At 36.7% G+C, this 24,963-nt stretch carries 7 protein-coding genes; 1 reads left to right on the top strand and 6 read right to left on the bottom strand.

The features are described 5' to 3' along the window. Window position 1: 1 nt before the first annotated feature. The 6 genes from MYP_RS17080 to MYP_RS17055 all read right to left on the bottom strand — a co-directional run bounded on the left by MYP_RS17080 (window position 2) and on the right by MYP_RS17055 (window position 11,722). Entirely contained in the window at window positions 2-1,372 is a 1,371-nt protein-coding gene (locus tag MYP_RS17080) for a hypothetical protein (RefSeq protein WP_045465991.1), read from the bottom strand. A gap of 28 nt (window positions 1,373-1,400) precedes the next feature. Continuing rightward, window positions 1,401-4,673 (bottom strand): hypothetical protein, encoded by a 3,273-nt coding sequence (locus tag MYP_RS17075; RefSeq protein WP_045465988.1) that lies wholly within the window; start codon window positions 4,671-4,673, stop codon window positions 1,401-1,403. A 178-nt stretch (window positions 4,674-4,851) separates the two neighbouring features. Next, window positions 4,852-7,428, bottom strand: a complete 2,577-nt coding sequence (locus MYP_RS17070; RefSeq protein WP_045465985.1) for a phosphoenolpyruvate carboxylase — start codon at window positions 7,426-7,428, stop codon at window positions 4,852-4,854. A 623-nt stretch (window positions 7,429-8,051) separates the two neighbouring features. Beyond that, window positions 8,052-9,374, bottom strand: coding sequence for a DEAD/DEAH box helicase (locus tag MYP_RS17065; RefSeq protein WP_045465983.1), 1,323 nt, complete (start codon window positions 9,372-9,374; stop codon window positions 8,052-8,054). A 105-nt stretch (window positions 9,375-9,479) separates the two neighbouring features. Further along, window positions 9,480-10,643 carry a Na+/H+ antiporter NhaA gene (nhaA, locus tag MYP_RS17060; protein ID WP_045465980.1) on the bottom strand — a complete coding sequence of 388 codons (1,164 nt, stop codon included), beginning with the start codon at window positions 10,641-10,643 and terminating at the stop codon, window positions 9,480-9,482. Window positions 10,644-10,879: 236 nt separating this feature from the next. After that, window positions 10,880-11,722, bottom strand: coding sequence for a DUF4412 domain-containing protein (locus MYP_RS17055; RefSeq protein ID WP_045465977.1), 843 nt, complete (start codon window positions 11,720-11,722; stop codon window positions 10,880-10,882). Window positions 11,723-12,026: 304 nt separating this feature from the next. On the opposite strand from MYP_RS17055, the gene MYP_RS17050 reads away from it, so the two are divergent. Beyond that, entirely contained in the window at window positions 12,027-24,905 is a 12,879-nt protein-coding gene (locus tag MYP_RS17050) for a T9SS C-terminal target domain-containing protein (protein ID WP_045465974.1), read from the top strand. Window positions 24,906-24,963: the final 58 nt, after the last annotated feature.

Below are 24,963 nucleotides of genomic sequence, written 5' to 3'. Positions count from 1 at the left end.
ATTAAAAAGCTGTATTAAAAAATGATATTAAAACTTCTTTATCAATCTTGCCATTGGCCTTTACATGATATACATTTTTGAAAATTTCATCACTAGGCAATTCTTCATTTTCGAAATTAATAACACCCCTTCGGAATGATGTGCTTGTAAATTCCCAGGATTTGAGTTTATATAGTTCACACATTTTACTCCTCAACCAACTTGATTTTTCGTTATGATAATAAAACAGGATAGAACTACTTCTTTCTATTTTCTCTTTATCTATTGTGATCCTATTTAAGAAAACTTTATATCCAAACTCTTCAAGCATAAACTTTACAGACTCAGCTCCATCTTTATTTTTCTCACTGTTTACAATATATACAGCTTTTTGCCCCTCATCCTCTCCACTTGTACTGTCAGGCGAAGAAACTGTATCATTTGAAGTAAGTTTTTCAATAATAATATCCTTCAATTCTTCTACTGTACTTTTTATTATATCAGCTCCCGCATAATGTTTCTTCTCTTTATGAACCTGACTAATAAACTTTTTTTGATTTTCATTTTGAATAAGAAGGTTATCAGGAATCCATATAATTCTTTTAAAATCCAGACTTTTACCCTCCACTTTATCAATATAATATTGAGCAGCAATTTGATTTTCGAAATTATAATTAGGAATATTTCCTTCTGAAGTTTCTTCAAATATCTTTCCTAAAAGATGAACCGACAAAACGCAATTCTTTATCTGTTCATTAATCATCTTTTCCTTTTCCTTACTTGATCCTAATATCGGGCTATTAGGATAAACCTTGTATCCTAATTGCAAAAGCTCCCTTCTTATTTCTTCTCTTACCGGTATTAAATCTCTTGTTACTTCTGCAAGATATAATGATTTTGATCTATCATTGGTATCAGTATTTGCAATGCTATTACATTCCCGTTCGAGCTCTGCACATAAATCATAAATCTTAAAAAGGAAAAAATTCAGGAACTCTTTTTTAAAAATATCTTTTTCCAGAACCTCGTTTCCAGTGTCCGGATCCAGAAGAAAAAGCTTGGAAAGTTTTAGTTCCGGATATGCTTTTGCTGCAGGACCTAATGATTTTTCTTCTTTTACAATTCCGTACTTTAAAATAGATGGTGATGATGTAATCTTTCCAAGACGTTCTTTAAAATCTTCAGAAGAAAGAGAAATTTCAGAAAATACAGGAAGATAAACAACCGTTCCATTTTCTTCAAATGGATCATTAAAGTCTTTTAAAACCTTTACATTATACCCCTTTTGAGAAAGGCCAAATGAAAGATATTTTATAAGGTAATCAATCCAAAAGTTTTCACCTGTGTTTATTGATGGACAATCAGGAAATAAATATAAATTCGAATCTTCCATAAAGTTTCATTTAAAAATTTAAACCTTATTATACCTTGGGATTTTTCTTATTTGTAACAATAGAAGATGGGATATCTTCAAAGAATGACATTACTTCATTAAACTCCTCCTGTTTTACTTTATATACAGAGCAGTCTGTCTGAGCAATGAGTTCTACTTTAAAATCTGCTGAGCCTAAATAAATAAAATTATTAATAAACCCGTTTCCTGATACCACTTCCCTATTCTCGTCTTCGTTATTCAGCAATATTTTTCCAGAACGGACAAAATAGTAATCAATATTCTCGGGTCTTTCAAACGTTGCAATAGTTTCCCCTTGTTTAAATTCATAAAAGGAAGTCACTTTGGCAACTTCCATCAAAATAATACCGGGGACAAATCTAAAATCATCAACCCCTTTTAAAAATCTGATAATTTCAAACTTCAAATTAGGAGAGGTAAAATATTCCCTTGCTTCTGCCTGATTAATTGGCTCTTTGTTTTCACTTACCTCCAGCTTCCCTTCTTCAAGCATTATATATTCATGATTGCCGGAAACGTTTGATATAAGTATTTTACTTACTACATCTTTACTGAAGTTTGCCCCTAATTCCCTTCGAAACCTTTCGAAAGCAACGGGAAACAGATGAGGTGCTTTGATATAAAGAGCAACAGATGCCGTTTCCTTTAGCAAAGGGTCAGGATTGATAATATTAGCTACAAATATATCTGTATTGATTTCCTCCTTCTGTTCAGCCAGTTCTTTTAAAGCACAAGCTTTCGTCCACCTATTTACATATTTGTAATCTCTCTGGACCAGATCGTATAAAATTTCCAGAATATCCAATGGTTCTGATGGAAAGTATTCTTGCATTCTTTCCAGTTTATCTTCATAAGAAGCGGTATTTAATAGGGGAAGCAGGAATGGTTTCATTTCTTCTCCGAGCGTCACTTCCAGTAAGCCGAAGGCATATTCACTTTTTTCTGCATCTTTAGAAAATATATTTTCTTTAATCAATGCAATGGTTTTAGGATCATAAAGGAGAGAGAGTAATTTAAAAATGCTGTCGTAATTACTTTCAATTTCAGAAAGCATTGCCTGAATGATCACGTCAGACGCTTTAAAGCTAACAAGATCAAGGTATACAGACATGTTCCATACAAGTACACTAGTATATTCTTCAAGCTCTGCTTTAAACTGAATTACCCTGTCTCCTGTAATATTATAACCTGACCGGCTCAATGCTTCAAAAGCTGCACGGGCCACATTATGGTTTCTGTATGACAGTTTCTTTAAAAGTAATTGAACTGCATTTTCAGTTCCCATTCTTCCATACCCCTGCACGATCCTTAATTGAATTTTCTCTTCCTGCCCTGTAAGATAAAAAGCATTTTCTGCAGCAGGTAAAATTTTCTCACCTGTAGCGACGAGCGCTGCCAATGCACCATTACTGTAAAAAGGTTCAGAAAGCTTCTCTATGAGATTTTTCTGAAGGTCGGAATTAGCTGAATCTGCTGATGATACCACTGCATTATAACGTACTTTTCCATCTACATCCCTGAACAATTTATTCAAAAGACGAGGTTTAATTGCATCCTCAGAATAAGCAGACAAGAGTGCACCGTAAACCCTTTCTTTTCTTAATTTTGATAGTGTTAACTGCTCAATATATTTAACCTTTTCCAGTCGAAACTCTGCAGCATTTAGTTGATTAAATACTTTATCCAAAACGTCTCTACATCTGAGAACAGGATAAAACCTGGAATTTTTGATAGCTGATAATATCGGAATTGCTGGCAATAAACATAATTCAGAAGCCTCATTTAGTGCAATTTTCAGAGTTTCTTCGTCTTCATTTTTTAGTAATTCTAAGACAATATCTTTATGAACATGCGGGTCTAAAATCTTCAAAAGATTAAGATAAACCTGAAGGTTTTTACCAGGATTATTTAAAATAGTAAATGAAAGTTCATCAATAATCCCGGAAGCAGCTTTATCTTTTTTCTCAATTTCTTCAGGCATATCAAGACTTACGACAAGTTTTTCCCTATAGGCATTATTCATTTTGACGGCTACATATGCCCATACCCCTAATAAAACAAGAAGGAATACCGGAATAAATTCAACCTTAATGTATCTTAATGCAATAATTAATAACAATCCAGCTACTGCTTTGCCCGCCTCTCTTACTACTCTTTCTATTTTAGACTGAACATCTGACCTTAGCAAATGATCAAGTGGCATAAAGAAAAACTTGAATGTAGAAAATTCAAGAGATTTGAAGAGGCTCACAGAAAGAAGCTTGGAGATACAAACCAGCATGAAAAGGAAAAAGAATACTGACTTACTTGGGTCATATCCTTCAATAATACCCAATACCAGAAATATCAATGTAAACAATGCTAAGAATCCTGGAAGAATTAAAAGACTTGTTAAATATCCATATTTAGCATTTACCCATCTGGCAGCAATAAGTTGAAGTAGAAAACCTAACCCAATTATAGCAGCAGAAAAACCTGAAAGAAAATCCATGGTTTTGCCAGCGCCAGCATATTGATCTTCTACAAAAACCAGATAGAAATATTCGGTGAAATAAAAAGTAAGTCCGGAAAGTAGTGCGAACAATATTAACAGAAGAGTATAATTCTGTTTTATCAATTTATTATAATTATTGTAAGCTTTAATGTATTGTACGTTGATTTCTATTTTTGTCAGGAAGGTCTTGCATATAGAAATGGCAACAAAAATGAAAAAGGTTATTCCGAAACTAATACAAGAGATCAGATAGAGATTAGAAATTTTGTAAAAAAAACTATGTTCGGTAAGGGCTATCGCAGATAAGATGCTTACCATAGCAACCACCATGCCGCTCTCTGCACTCATGGAGAGACGTCGTCCCTGTGCAAGATCGAATAGTCGTTCAAACAATCCCCAAAATAACAATAAAGCCAGAGCGGTCAAAGGCCCGGTCAACACAAATGCAATATATGTAATGGCAAGACTTGTAGCATAGTGAGAAATTAGTAAAACCGAAAATGGAATTACCAGTAGCACCAGAGAAGCTATGAGACTTACTTTTGAAAAGGAAATCCAATTATAAATACTAATAAATGTATTTGAAACAAACACCGTGAGAAGCCCTGAACAAATCATGGCTCCAGGTAAATAAGTTTTGTTAAAATTCTCCAGGAATACAGAAACAGAAGCAAGATCAAATAGAGAAATCGCAATTCCTATGAAAACACCTAAACATATTATCCATAAAAGTGATGAAGTTTCACTTTCTTCAACCCTGAGGACTTTTCTTAAGAATCTTGACATATACTGGGAAATAAAAAATGATCATCAAAAGCGTTCTTTAACACACAAATATAACATTACCAGCTGAAAATGAAAGAATGTGGAAAAAAACAATGATAAAAAAAAGATCCTCAAAGTGATTTGAGGATCTTTAAACTACAGACATAAAATATTACAAAACCAATATTTCATCTTATCATTAGGCTGAATTTCTTTCGGCATTAATAATTCCGAAAGAACATCTCATCACCATATTTTCATAAGTTTTTTTCAATGGACCGTCTACCCCCTTCTCTTCCATTTCGCGAATTTTGGTCAACGCATGCTGCTGAATCGTAATCAATGGCAATTCGATTCTCTGTCTCATTTGAATCGACAATAAGTCCATTGGTTTATCTCCCATTAGTTCTTTTGAACCTGTGAGTTTCAAAATATATTTAGATGTCCTTTCAAACTCATCATGAATCATATTCCAAAGACTTCCATATTTAGGATGTTTTGAAAGGTATGCTGTTAAAGGGAAAAAGCATTTTTTCATAGCCATTTCACAATTATTTAACAGCGTTTTGAAGAATAGTGATTTTTCATACAGATTTTTTACTTCTTTCCATCTGCCTGCTTTCTCCATTTTTTCAAAAGCAGTTCCCACCCCATAATATCCTGGTAAATTCTGTTTTAACTGACTCCATGCTCCTACATAAGGTACAGCCCTTAAATCATTCAGATTCAATTTCCCTGCTTTTCTTTTGGAAGGTCTGCTTCCGATATTCGTTTCTGCATAATAACGGAGAGGACTTGCAAAATTCAAATATTCAAGAAAATTAGGATCATTTTTAAGCGTACTATATGCTTTAAAACTTTCATCTGACAATAGTTGCATTAACTCATCTTCCTGCTCTGTGAAAGTTTCATTCATGGTTGAGAACAGCGCATTGCTGATTCCAGCATGTAGTAATTGTTCCATGTTAAACAAGGCTGAATCTGTAGTTCCAAAATTTGAACTAATTGTTTGCCCCTGAACAGTAAGCTGTATTTCCTTGTTGGCAATATTTTTACCCATTGAAGCATAAAATTGATGGGTTTTTCCCCCACCTCTAGCAGGAGGTCCCCCTCTTCCATCAAAGAATGCTACCTGAATACCATACTCTTTTGCCATCAATGTTAACTCCTCTTTAGCCTTATAGATACTCCAATTGGCCATCATATACCCCCCATCTTTTGTACCGTCTGAGAAGCCAAGCATGATGGTTTGAATATTATTTCTTTGCTCCAGATGTTTTTGATAGATCTTATTTTCATAAAGATCCTTCATTACTGCTGCAGCATTTCTAAGGTCTTCAATAGTTTCAAACAGTGGAACAATGTCAATTGTCATAGATTTTGCCTTCCATCCCGAAAGAGTAAGAAGTGCATAAACTTCCATAACATTAAGAGCACTTGTGCTATGACTGATGATATATCTGTGGCATCCTTCCTCACCATTAATTTTCTGAATTGTCTTGATTGAAGACATTGTATCTAATGTGTCCCTCAACAAGTCATTATCAATGATAGAAGGATCTACAATACCTTTGACCTTCATCAACGCACTGATTTTATCATCATCTGACATTTTTTTATACCCTTCCGGCAAATGATCCGTTTGTTCGGCTATAAAATCAAGCAGCTGCCCGTGAACAGAACTATCCTGACGAATGTCTAATGAAGCGAAGAAAAGACCAAAAACATGAACTTTACTCAGAAAATTGTCAACCAGATTTACAAATAAGCCATTATGTTCTTTGACTAAGGTATCCTTTATTTTATATAACGCTTCCAGAATTCCCTCTTTATTAAGATCAGTTTTATGCCCTGGTATAAAAAGATTGTTATAAAGTTTTTTCTCAAGATCTGCGAGTACATTTTCAACGCCTTTGAATGTTAGTCTTCTTTTAAGACGACGAACATCCATATAATAACATTTAATGATGCTTTCGCGTAATGTTTCAGCCACTTTAAGAGACGTTTCCGACTTAACAAAAGGATTTCCATCTCTGTCTCCCCCTGGCCAGAAGCCCATTCTGATCAAGGCATTGCCTTCAGAAACTAAGGTTGGAAACTCTCCTTTTATAAATGAAAGGATCTTTCCGGCTGAATGATAAAATACATTTTCTAAAAACCAAATCAGATTTACGGCCTCATCATATGGAGTTGGTTTTTCTTTTTTAAAGAAGGAAGTTTTACCAAGCTGCTGCAGGTACATATTAACAAGTGCCGTATCATCAGATACAAGAGCTTTTGCAAGATCATGGATAATTCCAAGTACTTCACTAGGATAAAACTGAGTAGGATGAGCAGTAAGTACCAAGCGAACTGAAAAATCCTTCAATTTGTCTTTTAATTCGGCCTGACTTTGAGTATGAATAACCTGAGCCTGTAAATTTTTTAAAGTTCCAGGACCACTCATGTCGTGCACACAAGGAAATGCTGCATCTTCAAGGGCATCAAATAATACAACCTGCCGCTCTGCATATTGTACAAATCTAAAAAGTAAATCTGTTTGCTCGTTCTCTGTCCGATAAGTTGTATATTGTTTCAGAAAAGATTCAATTATTGCAGAAGGGCTTTTTCCTTTTGTAAAACCCTCTTCGCATAATAGCAGAAAAAGCGACAACAGTACTCCTGTCTTTTCTACTTTATGAAAAGGTAGAGAACTGAAAAGACTGTTGTACATTTCATACTTGGTACCAACCAGATTTTTAAAAACTTGTAAAGTGCCGTTTGCAGAAGAATTCATTCTGTTGAAAAAAGATAAATAAGATTCTAAACTCAATTCAGTTGTTGGGTTCAAGCTACAACAAAAATTGATTTTTTCCCAGTTTTCCGAGTTTTATCTTCTTAATATTTTTTTTAAATAAAATTTCATTTTTCTTTTTATATCCATTGTTCAATTTTTACAATTATGATTCAATATTGAACCTCTCATCTTTGCTAATTGGTAATCAAATAAAAAAACTTTCATTAAATCTGAAAAAGTAAATAAACAAGGGTAAAACAGAGCTCCTCATAAAATTCATTTGTAATTTTAAAACCTCTAAAACCTACTTTTGTATTAAACATGAGGTATTTACTTTTAAGGAAATTCTTTATATACTCTCCTACATTTCCTAATAACTCTTACCTTTTATTGGACAAAACCAATACAATTTTTAATCCTTATTTTAAAGATCATATAGAATTTTACAAAGACTCAAATAATAAATTGGTAGGTGTGTTTAAAAATTTTTGAGTCGTGTCAGAAGTTGAAATTGATTTTAGCAAGAAGAAGGATTCCTCAAAAACACCGGAGAGACTCCAAAGCGGAGGCACTTAAAAATCACTTTAATGATTGAAAATAGTGTTTACGAAAGCAACAAACATTTAACGACACAAGTCTATTTTCACTGATTTCTTCTTGAGCTTTTCACTTTTCAGCAACTTTATTGCAGTTTTTGCTTTATCTCTTTTAACAGCTGCAAAGGAAACAAAATCATATATTTCTATTATTCCTATTTCTGTTTTTGTAAGTTCTCCTTTTTGAATTAGCAACCCTACAATATCCCCTTTACTAATCTTATCTTTTTTACCTGCCCCTATATACAGAGTGGTCCAATCTGATTTCTCAGGCAAAATTAATCCCGAAGGTAATTCATAAAGACAAGGTTCATCAATCAGATAATCCGGGAAACGATCAGTTGCCGAAAGCAATAGAAAAACATTTCCATCTGCAAACATTCTGGCAGTACGACCATTTCTATGAACAAAAACCTCTTCTGTCGTTGCTAACTGGTAATGTATTACATTTCGTATTTCCGGTATATCCAATCCTCTTGATGCAAGATCTGTGGTAAGAAGAATTTTACAGGATCCATTACGAAGTGTTACCAATGCCTTTTCTCGTTCTTCTTGTTTTAAACCTCCATGAAAAATAGAATGATCAATACCTTCTTCATACAACAAGTCCCCAATACGTTCAACAGAATCTCTATGATTACAGAATATCAATGTTGATTCATTACCTATTGAACATAATAGCTGAAAGAGAGTAAGCAGTTTATCTGTCCCTTCTGATCGCAGATATCTTAGTTGTAACTTACTGGAAACTTTATTTCTTAAATAATCTATTTTATGAAAATCAATTTTATACTTAAAAATATTCAAATCATCTTTTGCTTCTGTCGCAGAAGTAAGCCAGATCTTTTTCAAAGAGGTAAGCTCTGAAGCAATAAATCTCATATCTTCTTCAAATCCGAACTCTAAAGATTTATCAAACTCATCCAGAACGAGCGTTGTAAGTGCTTCCACTGAAATATTTTTTCTTCTGAGGTGATCCGCAAGCCTTCCCGGAGTTCCAATGATCAATGATGGGGCTTCAATTAAACTATTCCTTTCAACTTTAACAGGGTGCCCACCATAACAGCAAACTACTTTAAATCCTGATCCAAGAGACTTGAAAACCTGCTCTATTTGTAAAGCCAGTTCTCGTGCAGGCACTATAATCATAGCCTGAGTTCTCTTTATATCACTTTTTAAATTACCTAAAAGGGGTAATAAAAAAGCCAGTGTTTTACCAGAGCCTGTAGGTGAAAGAAGGAGAATATTATTATGATTTTTTGTAGCCTCGATTGTCGAGGATTGCATTTCATTAAGCTCAATATTTAATTTCTTAATGGCTGCTTCTATGGATAAGGATTTATCTGACATCAGTATTGCGGGGATCAGGATCCCAAAGATAGAAATAAGCCATGGTAATTTTACATTTTCTCAAAGATTAAGTCCACCTAATTTAAAATAAGACCATTAAAAATATCATATTTTTCTTGAAGACCTGGTCAATATGAAAAAACCAGTTAATCCTGATAAAACTGAAGCAACAAGAATAGCAATTTTTGAAAATCCTTGAATATTGGTATTTGTAAATGCAAGAAGAGAAATAAAAATAGACATTGTAAATCCTATACCTCCAAGAAAACCAACACCTAACAAATGACTCCAACCGGCATTTGCCGGCAGATCAGCCCACTTCATTTTTATAGCTAACCAGGAAGCAAGAAAAATACCAAGAGGTTTCCCAAAATAAAGTCCTGCTAACACCCCGAGACTAACTAAAGAAGTTGCCACTTCCTCAAATTTTGCATGTATTATAAATCCAGTATTAGCAAGAGCAAAAACCGGCATAATAAAGAAACTCACAGGTTTGTGAATAATTTGTATTAATTTTTCTGCAGCAGAATCAGTTTCTCCTTTACCAAGAGGTATTGAAAAAGCCAGCAATACCCCTGATATGGATGCATGTATTCCCGATTTCAAGGTGAAATACCATAAAAAAAGCCCAGTTATTAAATATAATATTACAGACTTTATTCCGAATTTATTCATAATCAGAAGCACCCCGAAAGTTCCCATAGCTGCTAATAAGAAAGTAACAGAAATGTCTTCTGAATAAAAAAGACCAATTACAATTATTGAACCCAGATCGTCCACAATTGCCAAGGCTGTAAGCATTATTTTAATAGAAAATGGAATTCTATCTCCTAATAAACTTAATACTCCCAATGCAAAAGCAATATCTGTCGCCATCGGAATTGCCCATCCATTAATAGTATCAGTACCCATATTTATCAGGGAATAAATAACAGCTGGAGCAATCATTCCTCCACATGCCGCAAAAATGGGTAACATTGATTTTTTAATTGAAGACAATTCACCTTCAACTATTTCTCTTTTAATTTCAAGACCTACTAGGAGGAAAAAAATAGCCATTAATCCGTCATTTACCCAGTGAAGCAGACTTTTATGCAGACCTAAAGAGACAAATCCAACTTCAATTTCCCAGAAATTAAACCAGGAATGACTCAATGATGTATTAGAAAAAAATAATGCAATTACTGCGCAGCAAATCAGGACAATCCCACCACTTTGTTCTGTTTGCACAAAATCATAAATAGCCTTTGTTATACTTGATTTCTTCATCACCGCATGAAATAAAAAAATCCTTTGATCTAATCAAAGGATTTTTCAATATCTAAATCTAAAAGAAAATTATTTGCAAATTAAATACTGCAATTCTTGTGCCAAAACTAAAACATTCTTATTATTTCTTCAAAATAAAACAAAAAAGAACAAAGTTAAAAATTACAGGAATAAGGCATTCATTTTAATTAACTCAATAATTATATTACTGATATTTAACTTTTATTGCAGATTAATTAAAAGCCCATCCCTTTAACCAACTTATAATCAGATGGAATTGAAAATATAGATCCATCTAAAGGTGTCTTCTTTAATTCTGTCACTTCCATTACCATTTTCATTTCACCGTTATCACTTTCCATTTTTAACGGTACTCCTTCAACTCCATCAAGATAAAATTTGGCTTCTTTGCTTCCGGCAGAAGTCATTTTTGATAAACCTTTCGGGTCAAAATCCTTTATTTCTTTTGTTGTCCAGACAGCCTGATTGATTGTTTTTCCTTGATCTGTAACCTGTATAATATATTTGGTACAAGTATATCCGATAATTTTAACAATTTCACCGGTTTTCGTTACTTTTACTATCGGCTCCTTCTCTTTTGATTCAGAAGCCTTTGGCAAAACAGAATAAGTTTTATTTTTTCTCCTTATTGAATAACTTTGATCTTTATCTTTTAAGTATAAAATTTCACCCAACATCTCTGACATCCCACCTTCCAATTTAATAAGATTATTCCCATCTTTAATTTTTATCAAAACACCTGTAGGCATAAAACCTCCTGCCCCTCCACCTGAACTGCCTTGCATAGATTGGAGTCTGCTCAGATTTTCTTCCATTAAAGATTTAAGCTGAGGATTAGCTTCCATTTGTTTTTTAAATTCAGGATCATTCATCTGATCTTCAAGCTTTTTTATTTCAGCATCCATTTGAGAGGCCGAACTATTTCCTTTAACAGCTTCCTGATGTTGAGCATTTTTCAGATCGATTTTCATTGACCATTTTATAGTGCCTTCAAAATTTTGGGAAAAGGAAGTTCCGGCAAGAAAAACAAAAAGGATTAACAGCAATTCTTTTCTCATTTTTTACGATTAATTAATTCTAACAAATATAACAAAATCGTTACCATATTGAAATCCGACATTGATCACAATCACTTCAGCAAAATCAAATTTTACTTTTTTCATTTCCGCGCTTCTGTAATATTTAATATACACACAACTATTCGTCGAATGATCTTAGATTTTTACAACTGAAGCCCTACCTAAACGTAATAAATACCAACTAAGACATTAAAAAAATTCAATTACCCTGAAATACAACGACATAATTTTTAAAGGTATGGACATCTCCCTATTTCGAATCAGGAGCAATTACTTATTTAAGATGAGTACGGTGCTTATTGTCTTAATCTTTTTGCTTTCAGGGTACATACTAACACCTAATGTATTTGCCGAAGGAACTAAACAATTGCAACCTACTTCCTCTGACAATGGTTTCATCCAGATATTTGATAATAATACAACGACGAGACCATTTGCAACTTATAATTGTCCGGAATCTCATAGACTAAATATTAGAATATGCAATGCAGGAGAAAAAATATATATGGGATTCAGACAAACTGATAATGACGTTTATTTTCAGTTAAGAAATCCCAATGGAGTAGTAGTGATGGGCCCCAGCAAAATCCCTAATGCAGCTGGTCCAGGTTATATAGCCAGCTATGCAGAAGCTGTTGCTGGTCCAAGAGCCTTAGTCGGCCCGACAGGATACAATGCATTAACATATACCTCCACCATGGCTGGAGATTATTATATAGAGTTCAATCCAAGTGCCTCCCAGACACTTAATCCGGTAAAAAGAGTTTTTACCTATTTTGATATTACTGTAGCCACAGCTGCAAATGAAATAAAACTCGGACGCTTATGGTCCAAATCATGGGATTTTCAATGTAATAGCGCAACCAATCAATTTAAAGCAAAACTATATATATATGCTGACGATGGGATTGTTACATCGATTAATTTTAATGGGATGCAACCTTTCGGATTTGTCATTGCAGCAAATAATGCAGGTTGCACAAACACAGGTACATTTGCCACAGACAGACAGTCTGTATCAGGAAATATTAATTACCCGCAATATAAAGTATTTCTGAATGATCCCGATATAGATTGTTTTCCAACCGGAGTATATGGAAATGTAAACTCCGTATCTCTAAGTGGTTGCGTTGGAAGTAACTTTTGTATAAATATAAATGTAGATAAACCTGGAAAAACTGAAATACTTTTTGAACTAAACGGAATAGCAGGTTATCAGGCTGGATCTACAGACAGACTTATAACTGCTGATCTTGTTGCTGGTGATAACTGCATAACCTGGGATGGTAAAGATGGGAAAGGAAATATTGTAACCGGGGGAGTTAATATAACAACAAAAGTTGACTACTATAATGGTCTTACTCACCTTCCTTTATTTGATGTAGAAAATAATACTAAAGGTTATATTGTTGATCTTGTAAGACCTACAGGACCTCGGCCATCCCTTTTCTGGGATGATTCCCAAGTCGGAGGAGGCACTAACTTTGCAGGTTGCAATAGTGCCACAGGATGTCATACCTGGAATAACAATTTCGGAGATGGTAAAACAATCAATACCTGGTGGTATGTTAATTCTACAACCAAGACTGTTACTAATTTTGTACCTCCTTCTGTTATTACTGATGCAAACGCTGATAAACCAGGGACAGGTTCATCAAATGACTCAACTCTTTGTTCGACTATTAGTTCATTTAAACTAAATGGAAAAGTAACTAACGCAGGTGGTGGAATCTGGAGTACTTCAGGAAGCGGTACCTTTTCCCCTAGCAACACTAGTCTTCAGGGCACATACACTCCATCTGCTGCCGATATTGCAAACGGATCAGTAAAACTTATCCTCTCTTCCACTGGTAATGGCGTTTGTTCCCCTAAAAAAGACAGCATTACATACACCTTCACTAAACAACCAGTTATAAGCGCAGGTCCTGATAAGTCTGCCTGTGCTAACAATCCCAAATTAAGTTTATCGGCCACAATAAGCGGAGCTACAGGACTTACCTGGAACGGAGGCGCTGGAACCTATACTCCCAATAAAACATCTACTAACATCACCTATACTCCAACCGCAGCTGAAATATCTGCAGGATCCGTTGTGCTAAATTTGACGACAAGCGGAAATGGTGTTTGCCCTGCAGGCACTGGGTCTATAAAGCTTACTTATACTCCTAATCCAACAGCAGATGCCGGAGCTGATCAATCTGTATGTAAAAACAATAATAAGGTAAATTTAAATGGTGCTGTTTCGAATGCATCTGGAGGGACATGGACCGGAGGTTCGGGAAGCTTTACTCCTAATGCTAATACCTTGAATGCAACTTATACCCCGACAGCAGCAGAACTAACATCTGGATCTGTTAACTTAACTCTTACCACCACTGGTATTGGAAATTGTCTTGCTGAAAATGATGCAGTTTTAATCAAATTCACATCAATTCCTGTGGTAAATGCAGGAAACAACCAATCTATCTGTAAGAACAATACTGCTATACCATTAAATGGATCAGTAACAGGAGCAACTACTACCGGCACATGGAGCGGAGGTACAGGAACATTCAGTCCTAACGCTAGTACTCTGAATGCTACATATACACCTACAAACGCAGAAGTTAATGCCGGAAATATCACACTTACTTTAACATCAACTAACAATGGAAACTGTAATGCTGTAACATCAAATACCGCAATTACATTTACCCCAATTCCCGTGGTATCTGTTGGTTCGAATATTATTATATGTGAAAATAACCCTGTCACGGTTTTGAACGGCACTGTCACTGGGGCTTCAGGAGGAAGCTGGATAACAGGTAGCGGAACTTTTTCTCCGGGAAGAAATGCATTGACAACTACCTATACAGCAAGTGCAGCTGAAGTTTCTGCAGGCTTCTTTACCCTTACACTAGAATCAACTGGAAATGGTAATTGCAACCCTGTTTCAAAAACACTGAATGTTCTCGTTGATCCTAAACCTAAAGTAAATGCAGGAAAAGACGACACTCTTTGTTCTAACAATCCGACAATTAAACTTTCAGGGTCCGTGCAAGATGCTACAACTTATACCTGGAGCGGAGGAGCTGGTCTTTTCACTCCTGACAATTCTACCTTGAACGCAACCTATACACCAACAGCGTCTGAAATATCTGCTGGAATTGTCACCCTGACACTTAGTGCAACCAAACCTTCTTGTAATTCAGTTTCGGATCAGGTAGTATACAGATTCTCTCCAACTCCAACTGTGAATGCAGGTACTGACCAGTCAAAATGTAAAAACAACGGAACAACTAATCTTAATGGAACTATTACTGTTGCAAAAGGAGGGATATGGTCTGGAGGAGCTGGTACATTTACACCAGGCAATACGGCTCTAAATGCTACTTATACCCCAACTACTTCCGAAATTTCTGCAGGAGCTGTTACCCTTACATTGACAACAACAGAAAATGGAAATTGTCTGGCTATAAAGGATGATATGGTCATTAACTTTACGAATCCACCAAAGATAACTGCATCTAATGCTGGTCCTGTTTGTGGAAATAATGCCTTGGTAAAACTAAATGCTGTTTTCAGCGCTCCGGCATCAGGTATCTTATGGACAGGAAATGGAACATTCACTCCTTCTGCATCGGATATAAATGCTAATTATACTCCTACTGCAGCAGAAATTTCAGCAGGGCAAGCCGTTATTAGTGTAAGTACTACCGGAAACGGAAATTGTCTTGCAGTATCAGAACAAACCACTGTCTCAATTACCCCCGCTCCTACAGCAAACGCAGGTGCGGATAAAGAAGTTTGTGCAGACAATCCTTCTGTTGTTCTTACAGGAAATGTAACGATAGCAACTGGAGGAATATGGACAGGTGGAAAAGGAACATTTAGCCCTAATTCAACTGCTTTAAATGCTACTTATATTCCCTCTACCGATGAAATAGCTACAGGAAATGTGACACTAACGCTCACTACTTCAGGAAATGGAAATTGTGTGGCTGTTTCAGATGAAGTCCTTATAACAATAAAACCATCACCCATAACAAATGCAGGATCAGACCAGACTGTATGTGGTGATGCCTCAACTGTCCCATTGAGCGGTTCAGTTCAGAATGCTACAGGTGGGAAATGGACTACCAGCGGAACAGGAACATTTTCTCCCAATGATAATGTACTTACTGCAAGTTATATTCCATCTGCAGCAGATAAAGCTACTGGTGGTGTAACACTGACACTTACATCCCTTGGAAATGGATTATGTAATGCAGTGAAGGACAATATGAAAATAGATTTTACAGTTGCACCTTCAATAAATGCAGGTCCAGATCAGATTGTTTGTCCGAATGACTTTCCTGTAAAATTAAATGCATTTGGATCTAATGCTAATTGGTCTGGAGGCGCTGGAATATTTAGTCCTTCAGTCAATTCATTAAGTGCTGATTATATTCCAAGTGCATCTGAAATAGTTGCTGGGTCAGTAACACTAACAATAACAACAATTGCTAACGGAGTTTGTAAAGCTGTATCTGATGATATAAAAATCACAATACCACCCGCTCCTTTTGTAGATGCCGGAACCGATCTGGATATGTGTGGCAATGCAACTACTATTACACTAAATGGTACAATTAACAATGCCAGTGGAGCTTTCTGGACAAGTTCAGGTACAGGCTCCTTCGTCCCGGATGTATTTTCTAAATCTACAAATTATAAACCATCATCTACAGATAAGACTCTTGGCAAAGTCAAATTAACACTAACAAGCACGGGTAATGGTTCTTGTACTGCAATCTCTGATACTTTAATTATTACCATTCACCCAGCAGTTACAGTTTCTGCAGGACCTGATCTAACTATCTGTGCAGATGCATCAGGAATTACTTTAAATGGGAGTTCAAATACCACAACAGGGTTCACCTGGTCGAACGGCAATGGGTCTTTTTCTCCAAATGCGAACACTTTAAACGCTACTTACATTCCATCCTCGACAGAAAGAACTAATGGAAGTGTTAAACTGATATTAACAACATCTGCTACAACTTATTGCCCACCTCAAAAGGATACAGTATTATTTACAATTACTCCAGTTCCTACAGTAAATGCAGGAACTGACATTTCCATATGCGGAGATTCATCTTATGTTATATTGAACGGATCAATAAATACAATTCCATCAGGCGCTTTGTGGAGCAGCACAGGTTCAGGAACATTCAGTCAATCAGCCACTAACCTGAATGCAAGCTATGTTTTATCGGATGATGACAAAGTTGCAGGAATAATCACACTGACCTTAACAACCACAGGAAATGGAACATGTAATCCTGTTTCTTCACAAATAAAATTAAATATAGCTAAAGTACCTCAAGTAAATGCAGGACCTGATCAAACCTTATGTTCAGACATTTCATCTGTTACTTTAAATGGAACTGTAGTTAATACAAGTGGAGGTACATGGAAGTCCACAGGAACAGGTACATTCACCCCAGATGCCAATACCATTAATGCATCATATATTCCATCTGCTGCAGATTTTGAAGATGGAATTGTTTCTCTAACTTTAACAAGTACAGGTAATGGTCTGTGTAAATCAGTTTCTGACGTAACAGTTATTACCTTCACTCCTGCCCCTACCGTAAAGGCTGGTTCAGATGTAAATGTCTGTGCTAACAATGCACAGGTTACACTCAATGGAGATATTACAATAGCTACAGGAGGAACATGGACAGGCGGAGCAGGAACATTTTCTCCTTCAACCAATCAACTGTCTGTAACCTATGTACCATCTGATTCAGAAATCAGTTCTGGAACGGTTACATTAAAACTGACTTCTACTGGTAATGGAATATGTAAACCTGTTGAAGATGATATTACCGTAACAATCCTTCCGGCGCCTGTAGTGAATGCCGGGGATGATATTACCATATGTGCAGACAGTTTTGCTATCAAACTTAACGGACAAGTACTCAATGCACCTGGAGGACAATGGGTAAGCAGTGGAACTGGATCATTCCTTCCTGACAATACTACTTTGGATGCCAACTACATTCCTTCAGCGGCCGATCGCCTATCCGGTAACATTAAATTGAAACTAACCAGCACAGCAATCAGCAACTGTGTTGCAGTAAGCGATGAAATGACTTTAACTATTACTCCTGCGCCCACTGTAAATGCAGGAACTGACAAAGTTGTATGTGCCAATAATGCATCTGTAAATTTAAGTGCTGTTACGACTGTAACTAATGATGTGAAATGGACAAGCTCCGGAACCGGAAATTTTACAAATCCAAACAGTCTTACTACAGGTTACATACCTTCTGCTCTTGATATAAATGCAGGCAATGTAAATTTAACAGTTACTACTTTAAACAATGGTCTTTGCAAATCGGTGACAGATCAGGTAAGTGTTCAAATAACACCTGCTCCAACAGCAAATGCAGGATTGGATCAAACAGTTTGTAGTGATACTTCTGGAGTTCGTTTAAATGGGAAAATAACTATAGCTACCGGGGCTTTATGGACTACTTCCGGAGATGGAACATTTACACCTGATGAAACGACATTGAATGCTGTTTATAAGCCATCTGCAAATGATATCAATGCAAAAACAGTTTACTTGACTTTAATTACTTCAGGCAATGGCTTATGCTTACCAGTAAACGATTCATTAAAAATTACTATTACACCTAAACCTATTGTAGATGCCGGTACTGATCTTTCCATATGTGCAGATGCCAGTGGAGTGAGCCTTAACGGATCCATACAAAATGCGACAGGGAGCAATTGGAAGACTTTTGGAACCGGAAGCTTTGCGCCCAATGCCAGTTCTTTGAATGCCACATATGTACCAAGCGCGGCTGATAAAGCAGCAGGAATAGTTACCTTAACACTGTCATCATCAGGATCAGGGGTTTGCTCAACAGTAAGAGATACATTAAAAATTGAAATAACCCCTGCTCCAACTATAGATGCCGGACCTTCTCAGATTTTATGTGCTGACTTTGAAGAAGCAGCTCTTAATGGTTCAGTTACTGTTGCAACTGGAGGAACCTGGGTAACCTCTGGATCAGGGACATTCTCAGATGCCAATTCATTAATTACAACTTACTATCCATCAAGTTTTGATCTCGCTTCAGGTTCAGTACTGTTGACTTTAACCAGCACAGGCAACGGAACATGTAAAGCAGTTTCTTCCAAGTTGACATTAACTATTAATTCTATACCAACTGCAGAAGCGGGATCAGACAAAACTTATTGCGGAGACATTACTGACATTCCATTAAACGGTTCCTTCACAAAAGCTACCGGAGGATATTGGTCAACAAATGGCTCAGGAACATTCACTCCTGATGAGTTTACAGCCAATGCGACTTATGTACCATCAGCATCAGAAAAAGCTTCCGGACAATCAATCCTGACCTTCACTACCACAGGAAATGGTGCATGTAATTTCGTTACTGACAATGTCACATTTACCTTTACTCCTATCCCGACATCTGATGCCGGTCCTGACCAAACTGTTTGTGCAGATGCTACAAGAGTAAATCTTGGCGGAAATGTTACAGTTGCATCAGGAGGGATATGGAAAAGTTCAGGAAGCGGAACATTCAGCCCAAGTATCAATGACCTGAATGCAAAATATACACCAAGCGCTTCAGACAAAGCTGCAGGATCCGTTACGTTAACATTAACGACAACTGGAAATGGAACTTGTAATGCTGTAAACAACGATATGATTGTAACAATTACCCCAGCTCCTGTTGTCGATGCTGGTTTGGACCAGACAGTCTGTGCGGATGTTACAGGTGTACCTCTTAACGGAACATTCAATGTAGCTTCAGGAATTAAATGGACAACTTCATCCGGTACAGGAACTTTTGTTCCGGATGATACCACACCTAATGCAACCTTTATTCCATCTTCGGTTCAAATAGCTAATGGTAAAGCTACTTTAACCTTGACAACTACAGGAAACGGAACATGTAATGCTGTCAAAGATGCGATTGTAATTTCCCTTTCACCTGTTCCACAGGCCAATGCAGGGAATGATGTAACAGTTTGTGCCGGTGTAATAGATGTAGCATTAAACGGATCAGTGGTAAATGCTTCAGGCGGAACATGGACAAGCTCAGGATCAGGGACATTCCTTCCGGATGCGAATGCAATACATGCAAGTTATGTTCCATCTGCTTCTGAAAATATAGATGGACAATCTGTGACTATTACCCTTACTACAACCGGAAACGGTTCTTGTAGCCCAATAGCAGACCAGATGACGATATCCTTTAACACCGTCCCTGTTTTTGCAGGTTCCAATCAAGATGTGTGTACCAATGGATTTCCAGTTAAATTAAATGGTTCCGGAAATGGGTCATGGACATCTCCTACAAGCGGAAATTTTTCGCCAAACCCGAATTCGTTAAATGCCTCCTATAGTCCGACCGCAGCAGATATCGCTGCAGGTTATGTAGATTTAATACTTACCGGATCTTCTGTAGGAACATGTCTTCCAGGAAAAGATACGGTTAGAATTTCGATCACACCAGGACCAGTTGTCAATGCAGGCTCAGATTTATTTGTTTGTGAAAATAATTCAGTTATAAATTTAAGTGCAACTGTTTCACAAGCTGCTGATATTAAATGGTCTACTTCAGGCGCAGGTTCATTCTCCTCTAACATAGGACTTGCTACAACTTATACTCCGACATCACAAGAGCTTTCAGACGGAAACGTTACATTGATTGCTGAATCTACAGGCAACGGGATCTGCGCTGCAGATACAGATCAGGTAGTGATTACCTTTACTCCTGCTCCTACTGCCAAAGCAGGATCAGATGAAGATCTTTGTGCCGACATTACTACAATTGATTTAAATGGTTCGATTACGATTGCTACAGGATCCTCGTGGTCTAGTGACGGAAGTGGAAGTATTAGCTCTTCCGGTTCATTAGCTACAACATATACCCCTTCTGATGCAGATAAGACAAAAGGATTTGTAATATTTACCCTAGCAACATCAGGAAGTGGCAATTGTACAGAAGTATCAGATCAGAAAATTATAAGATTTACTGCCGGTCCGGTCGCATATCCAGGTGCGGATACATCTTTATGCGCTGACGTCAATGAGCTTCCGCTAAATGGAAGTGTATCAGGAGCAGCCGGAGGAATCTGGAGTACAAACGGTACAGGAATATTTACTCCTAATGCAAATACTTTAAATGCCAGTTATATACCTTCTGCAGGTGATTTAACCCAACCTACGGTTACACTGACATTATTAACAACAGGAACAGGAATATGTACCCCTACTTCAAACGACAGGATTATATCCTTCACACCAATTCCTACAATTAATCCTGGAACAGGTGATTCATATTGTTCAGATGTATTAAGTATACCGTTAAATGCGACATTTACAGTTGCTTCAGGTGTAACATGGAAAACATCCACAGGAGGAAGTTTTGGGGATGAGAATTTCCAGGCTACAGACTACTTTCCAACAAATACTGAAAAAGCTTCAGGAAAAGTTACATTAAATGTAACTACTACAGGAAATGGAAAATGTAAAGCAGTATCCTCCAATGTTGATTATTTCTTTACCCCAGCACCAACAGCAGATGCCGGATTTGATATGATAAGATGCTCGGATGCCTCTTCGATAGAACTTGAAGGAAAGGTAACAATCGCCACAGGAGGAATATGGACAACTTCAGGTAGCGGATCATTCTCTAATGATTCAGATTTAGGAACACGCTATAATCCATCGACATCGGATAAATCAAATGGTTCTGTAGTATTAACACTTACTACAATAGGTATGGGAAAATGTCTTGCAGTGACAGATGCCTTAAAAATTGACTTTACACCTGTACCAGTTGTATCTGCAGGTTCAGATCATACAGTATGTGCAGATACGGCAGGTATTTCACTATCATCCACTTATTCAATTGCCGGAGGAGTAAATTGGAAAACCTCAGGCAACGGAACTTTTCTAACATCTTATGCAGAACCCAATGTGTTATATATACCATCAATAAATGATACAGCTACGGGTTCAGTAAGAATCATTGTTATAACCATTGACAATGGAGATTGTCAGGCTGTTTCTGACACTGTTGATATTACTATCCAAAAACAACCAGTTATCAATGCAGGAGTTAATAGAACAATGTGTACCGATGAAAAAACAATAACGCTTTCAGGTAATATTAGCAATACAGGAGGAATAATCTGGAGCAGTACAGGAACCGGTGTATTTTCAGATCCCACTTCATTAACTCCTGTTTATACTCCATCTATTGCAGACAAGGCAAATGGAGGAGTGATATTTACTGCTACAACAACTGGAACTGGTCTTTGTAAAGTATATACAGATCTAAGTTCATTGAGTATCTATACAGCTCCAGTAGCAACTGTAAATGCGGGATTGGACCAATCATTATGTAAGGATGTCATGGCAGTAAAACTTACCGGCTTCATTGCTAATGCAGGAGGAGGAGTCTGGTCTTCAATAAACGGAGGAACATTTTCTAACATCAATGATCTGGAAGGTACATTTTATCCTGCAGCAGCAGAGAAAACAGACGGTAAAGCAGACATAGTGTTAACAACAATCAACAATGGATTTTGTAACGCCCAGTCAGATACGATGACCATTACATTTACCGCCCCTCCTACTATAACTGCCGGAGCTGATACTACTATATGCGGAGACTTGAATTCTATCAAACTTCCCGGAAAATTCACAGTCTCATCTGGAATCGAGTGGAAAACAGGAGGCTCAGGAACATTTGTCCCTGACGCCACTACACCAAATGCTTCATACATACCTAGCAAATCGGATATAAGTGCCGGAAAAGTTGGACTCACCATTACTACTACCGGAAACGGCACATGTAATGCAGTAAGTGCATCTAAAAAAATTACGATTCTTCCTGTACCAACTGCTGATGCAGGTCAGGCCCAAACTGTGTGTGCAGACTTAACCCAAATTGCAATAAGAGGAAAAGTAACTGGAGCTACCGGGGGAACATGGAAAACAACCGGAACCGGAACATTCAGTCCAAATGCAAACAGTCTGAATGCTTCATATATCCCATCCCCTGAGGACATTCAATCGTCTGCAGTCAATCTGGTATTGACTACAACGGGAACAGGAATCTGTAATCAGGTAACCTCTAAAGTTACCATTACTATTACACCTAAACCTGTGATAAATGCAGGACCAGACATTTTAACCTGTGCTAATGTGCCTTCAATTAAGTTAAATGGCAATGTTAAAGTTGCAGGAGGAATGATCTGGATTACTTCCGGGTCAGGTATATTCTTGCCATCACCAGCATCTTTAAATCCGAGCTATACCCCTTCCCAAGCAGATCATTTATCGGGAAAGGTAATATTAACAGCATATTCAACAAATAATGGAAAATGTAATATTGTAAATGATTCTCTTGAAGTTACAATTAACAAAGCTCCAATAGTGACAGCAACATCAGGTAATCCTTGTGTATATAAAGATGGTGTAGCATTAACAGGAACTGTTGTCAATGCTTCCGGAATTGAATGGAAAACATCAGGAACAGGAACATTCTCATTAAGTCCATATGAACTCAATCCATCCTATTTCCCGTCAGAGGCCGATATTGCAGCTAATGGAACAGTTATTATTACTGCGTATTCTACAGGAAATGGAGTTTGTAATGCAGAGTCCACTAATACATCATTACTCGTATCACCATTACCAATCGCAGATGCAGGAAGTGATCAATTTGTGTGTACATCCAGCAATGCAACACTTAATGCCTTTACTTATCCGGGGAACAGTTATTCATGGAAATCCTTGTCAGGTACTTCTCTTGGAGATGAAGCAACTATTACCATAAATGCCCCTGCAAATCAAACCATTGTCTTAACTGTTACAGATTCAAAGAAATGCCCTAACTATGATACCGTAAGTGTTTTTACTATAACACCACCAAGCTGGAATTTGATTTCTGAAAATTGTTATAACGACACTCTGGTATTAAGATCCAATCCTTATAATATACCTTCTGTACCTGGTTCATTTGCATGGTATAAAGATGGAGTTATTTTACAGAATAAGAATCAGGATTTCTTAGCGACCAGAGATCCGGGATTGTATACTGTACAATATTATTATGGTAACTGCAAAACTGAAGCATCAGCAACCATATATGCTTTACCGGAATTCAATATTCCTGCTGAAAAGATATTATGTAATCAAAGCACAGGAACATTGGTTGCAAAGATAAACGCAATTCCAAATGCACCGGAAATATATTCATGGACCATGGGATCAAATTTTATTGGCAACACGAATCCAGTTGATTTCACTGTAATTCCCGATTCAAATTTCTATAAGCTTAAAATTACTGATGTAAAATGCTCCGCTGAAGACAGTATCCGTATAATAGGTATTGACTCTCCTATTACCGGTAATTTAAATGATGTTGCTTCCTGTGAAGGTCAAACAGTTGTACTTGTTGGAACACCAACGAACTTTAATGACCTGGCTAAGTATAATCCTGTTTACCAATGGACTCCGTCAAGTCTTGGTACTAATGATACAGCAGAAGTTAAAACTACAGGAACTTATGGAGTTACAGTAACAATTGGTGAGTGTGCTGCTTCTTATCAAGCTAATGTACAGATGAATAAACTACCGGAACCATTCATGCCTGAACGTCAGATCTATTGTTTTGACAACAATAAATATATGATGCTTGATGCAGGTCCAGGAGAAAAATTTAAATGGGAAAATTCATTTGACACATTAAGACATAAAGCTATTATTGAACCCGGAGTATATATTGTAACTGTAACCAACAGCTTTAACTGTTCATTAACAGACAGCACTCAAATAGTTCAGGTTTGCGCACCAACAGTATATATACCTAATGCAATTGAGCCAGCGGGAGATGAAAGTAAAAACCAGAACTTACATATCTTTGGTAAATACTTTACCAACTTCAAGATGACAGTCTACAATAGATGGGGAGAAATAATCTTCTACACAGAAGACAGATATAAAACCTGGGATGGAACCTATTTAGGTAAGCCTATGCCAGAAGGATCTTATAATTATATAGTTACCTATGAAGGATTAGAAGGGGAATTTAAAGGCCCTTATAAAAAAGAAGGAAAAGTTACTATAATGCGATAATTTTTATTGTTCATATATTCTCTTAAAAACCCGAAAATTATTATAATTTAGTTTTCGG

The organism is Sporocytophaga myxococcoides (genome assembly GCF_000775915.1).
Classification (GTDB): Bacteria; Bacteroidota; Bacteroidia; order Cytophagales; family Cytophagaceae; genus Sporocytophaga; species Sporocytophaga myxococcoides_A.
The sequence above is the reverse complement of the archived record's forward strand: the minus strand, read 5'-3'. Positions and strand labels throughout refer to the sequence as shown.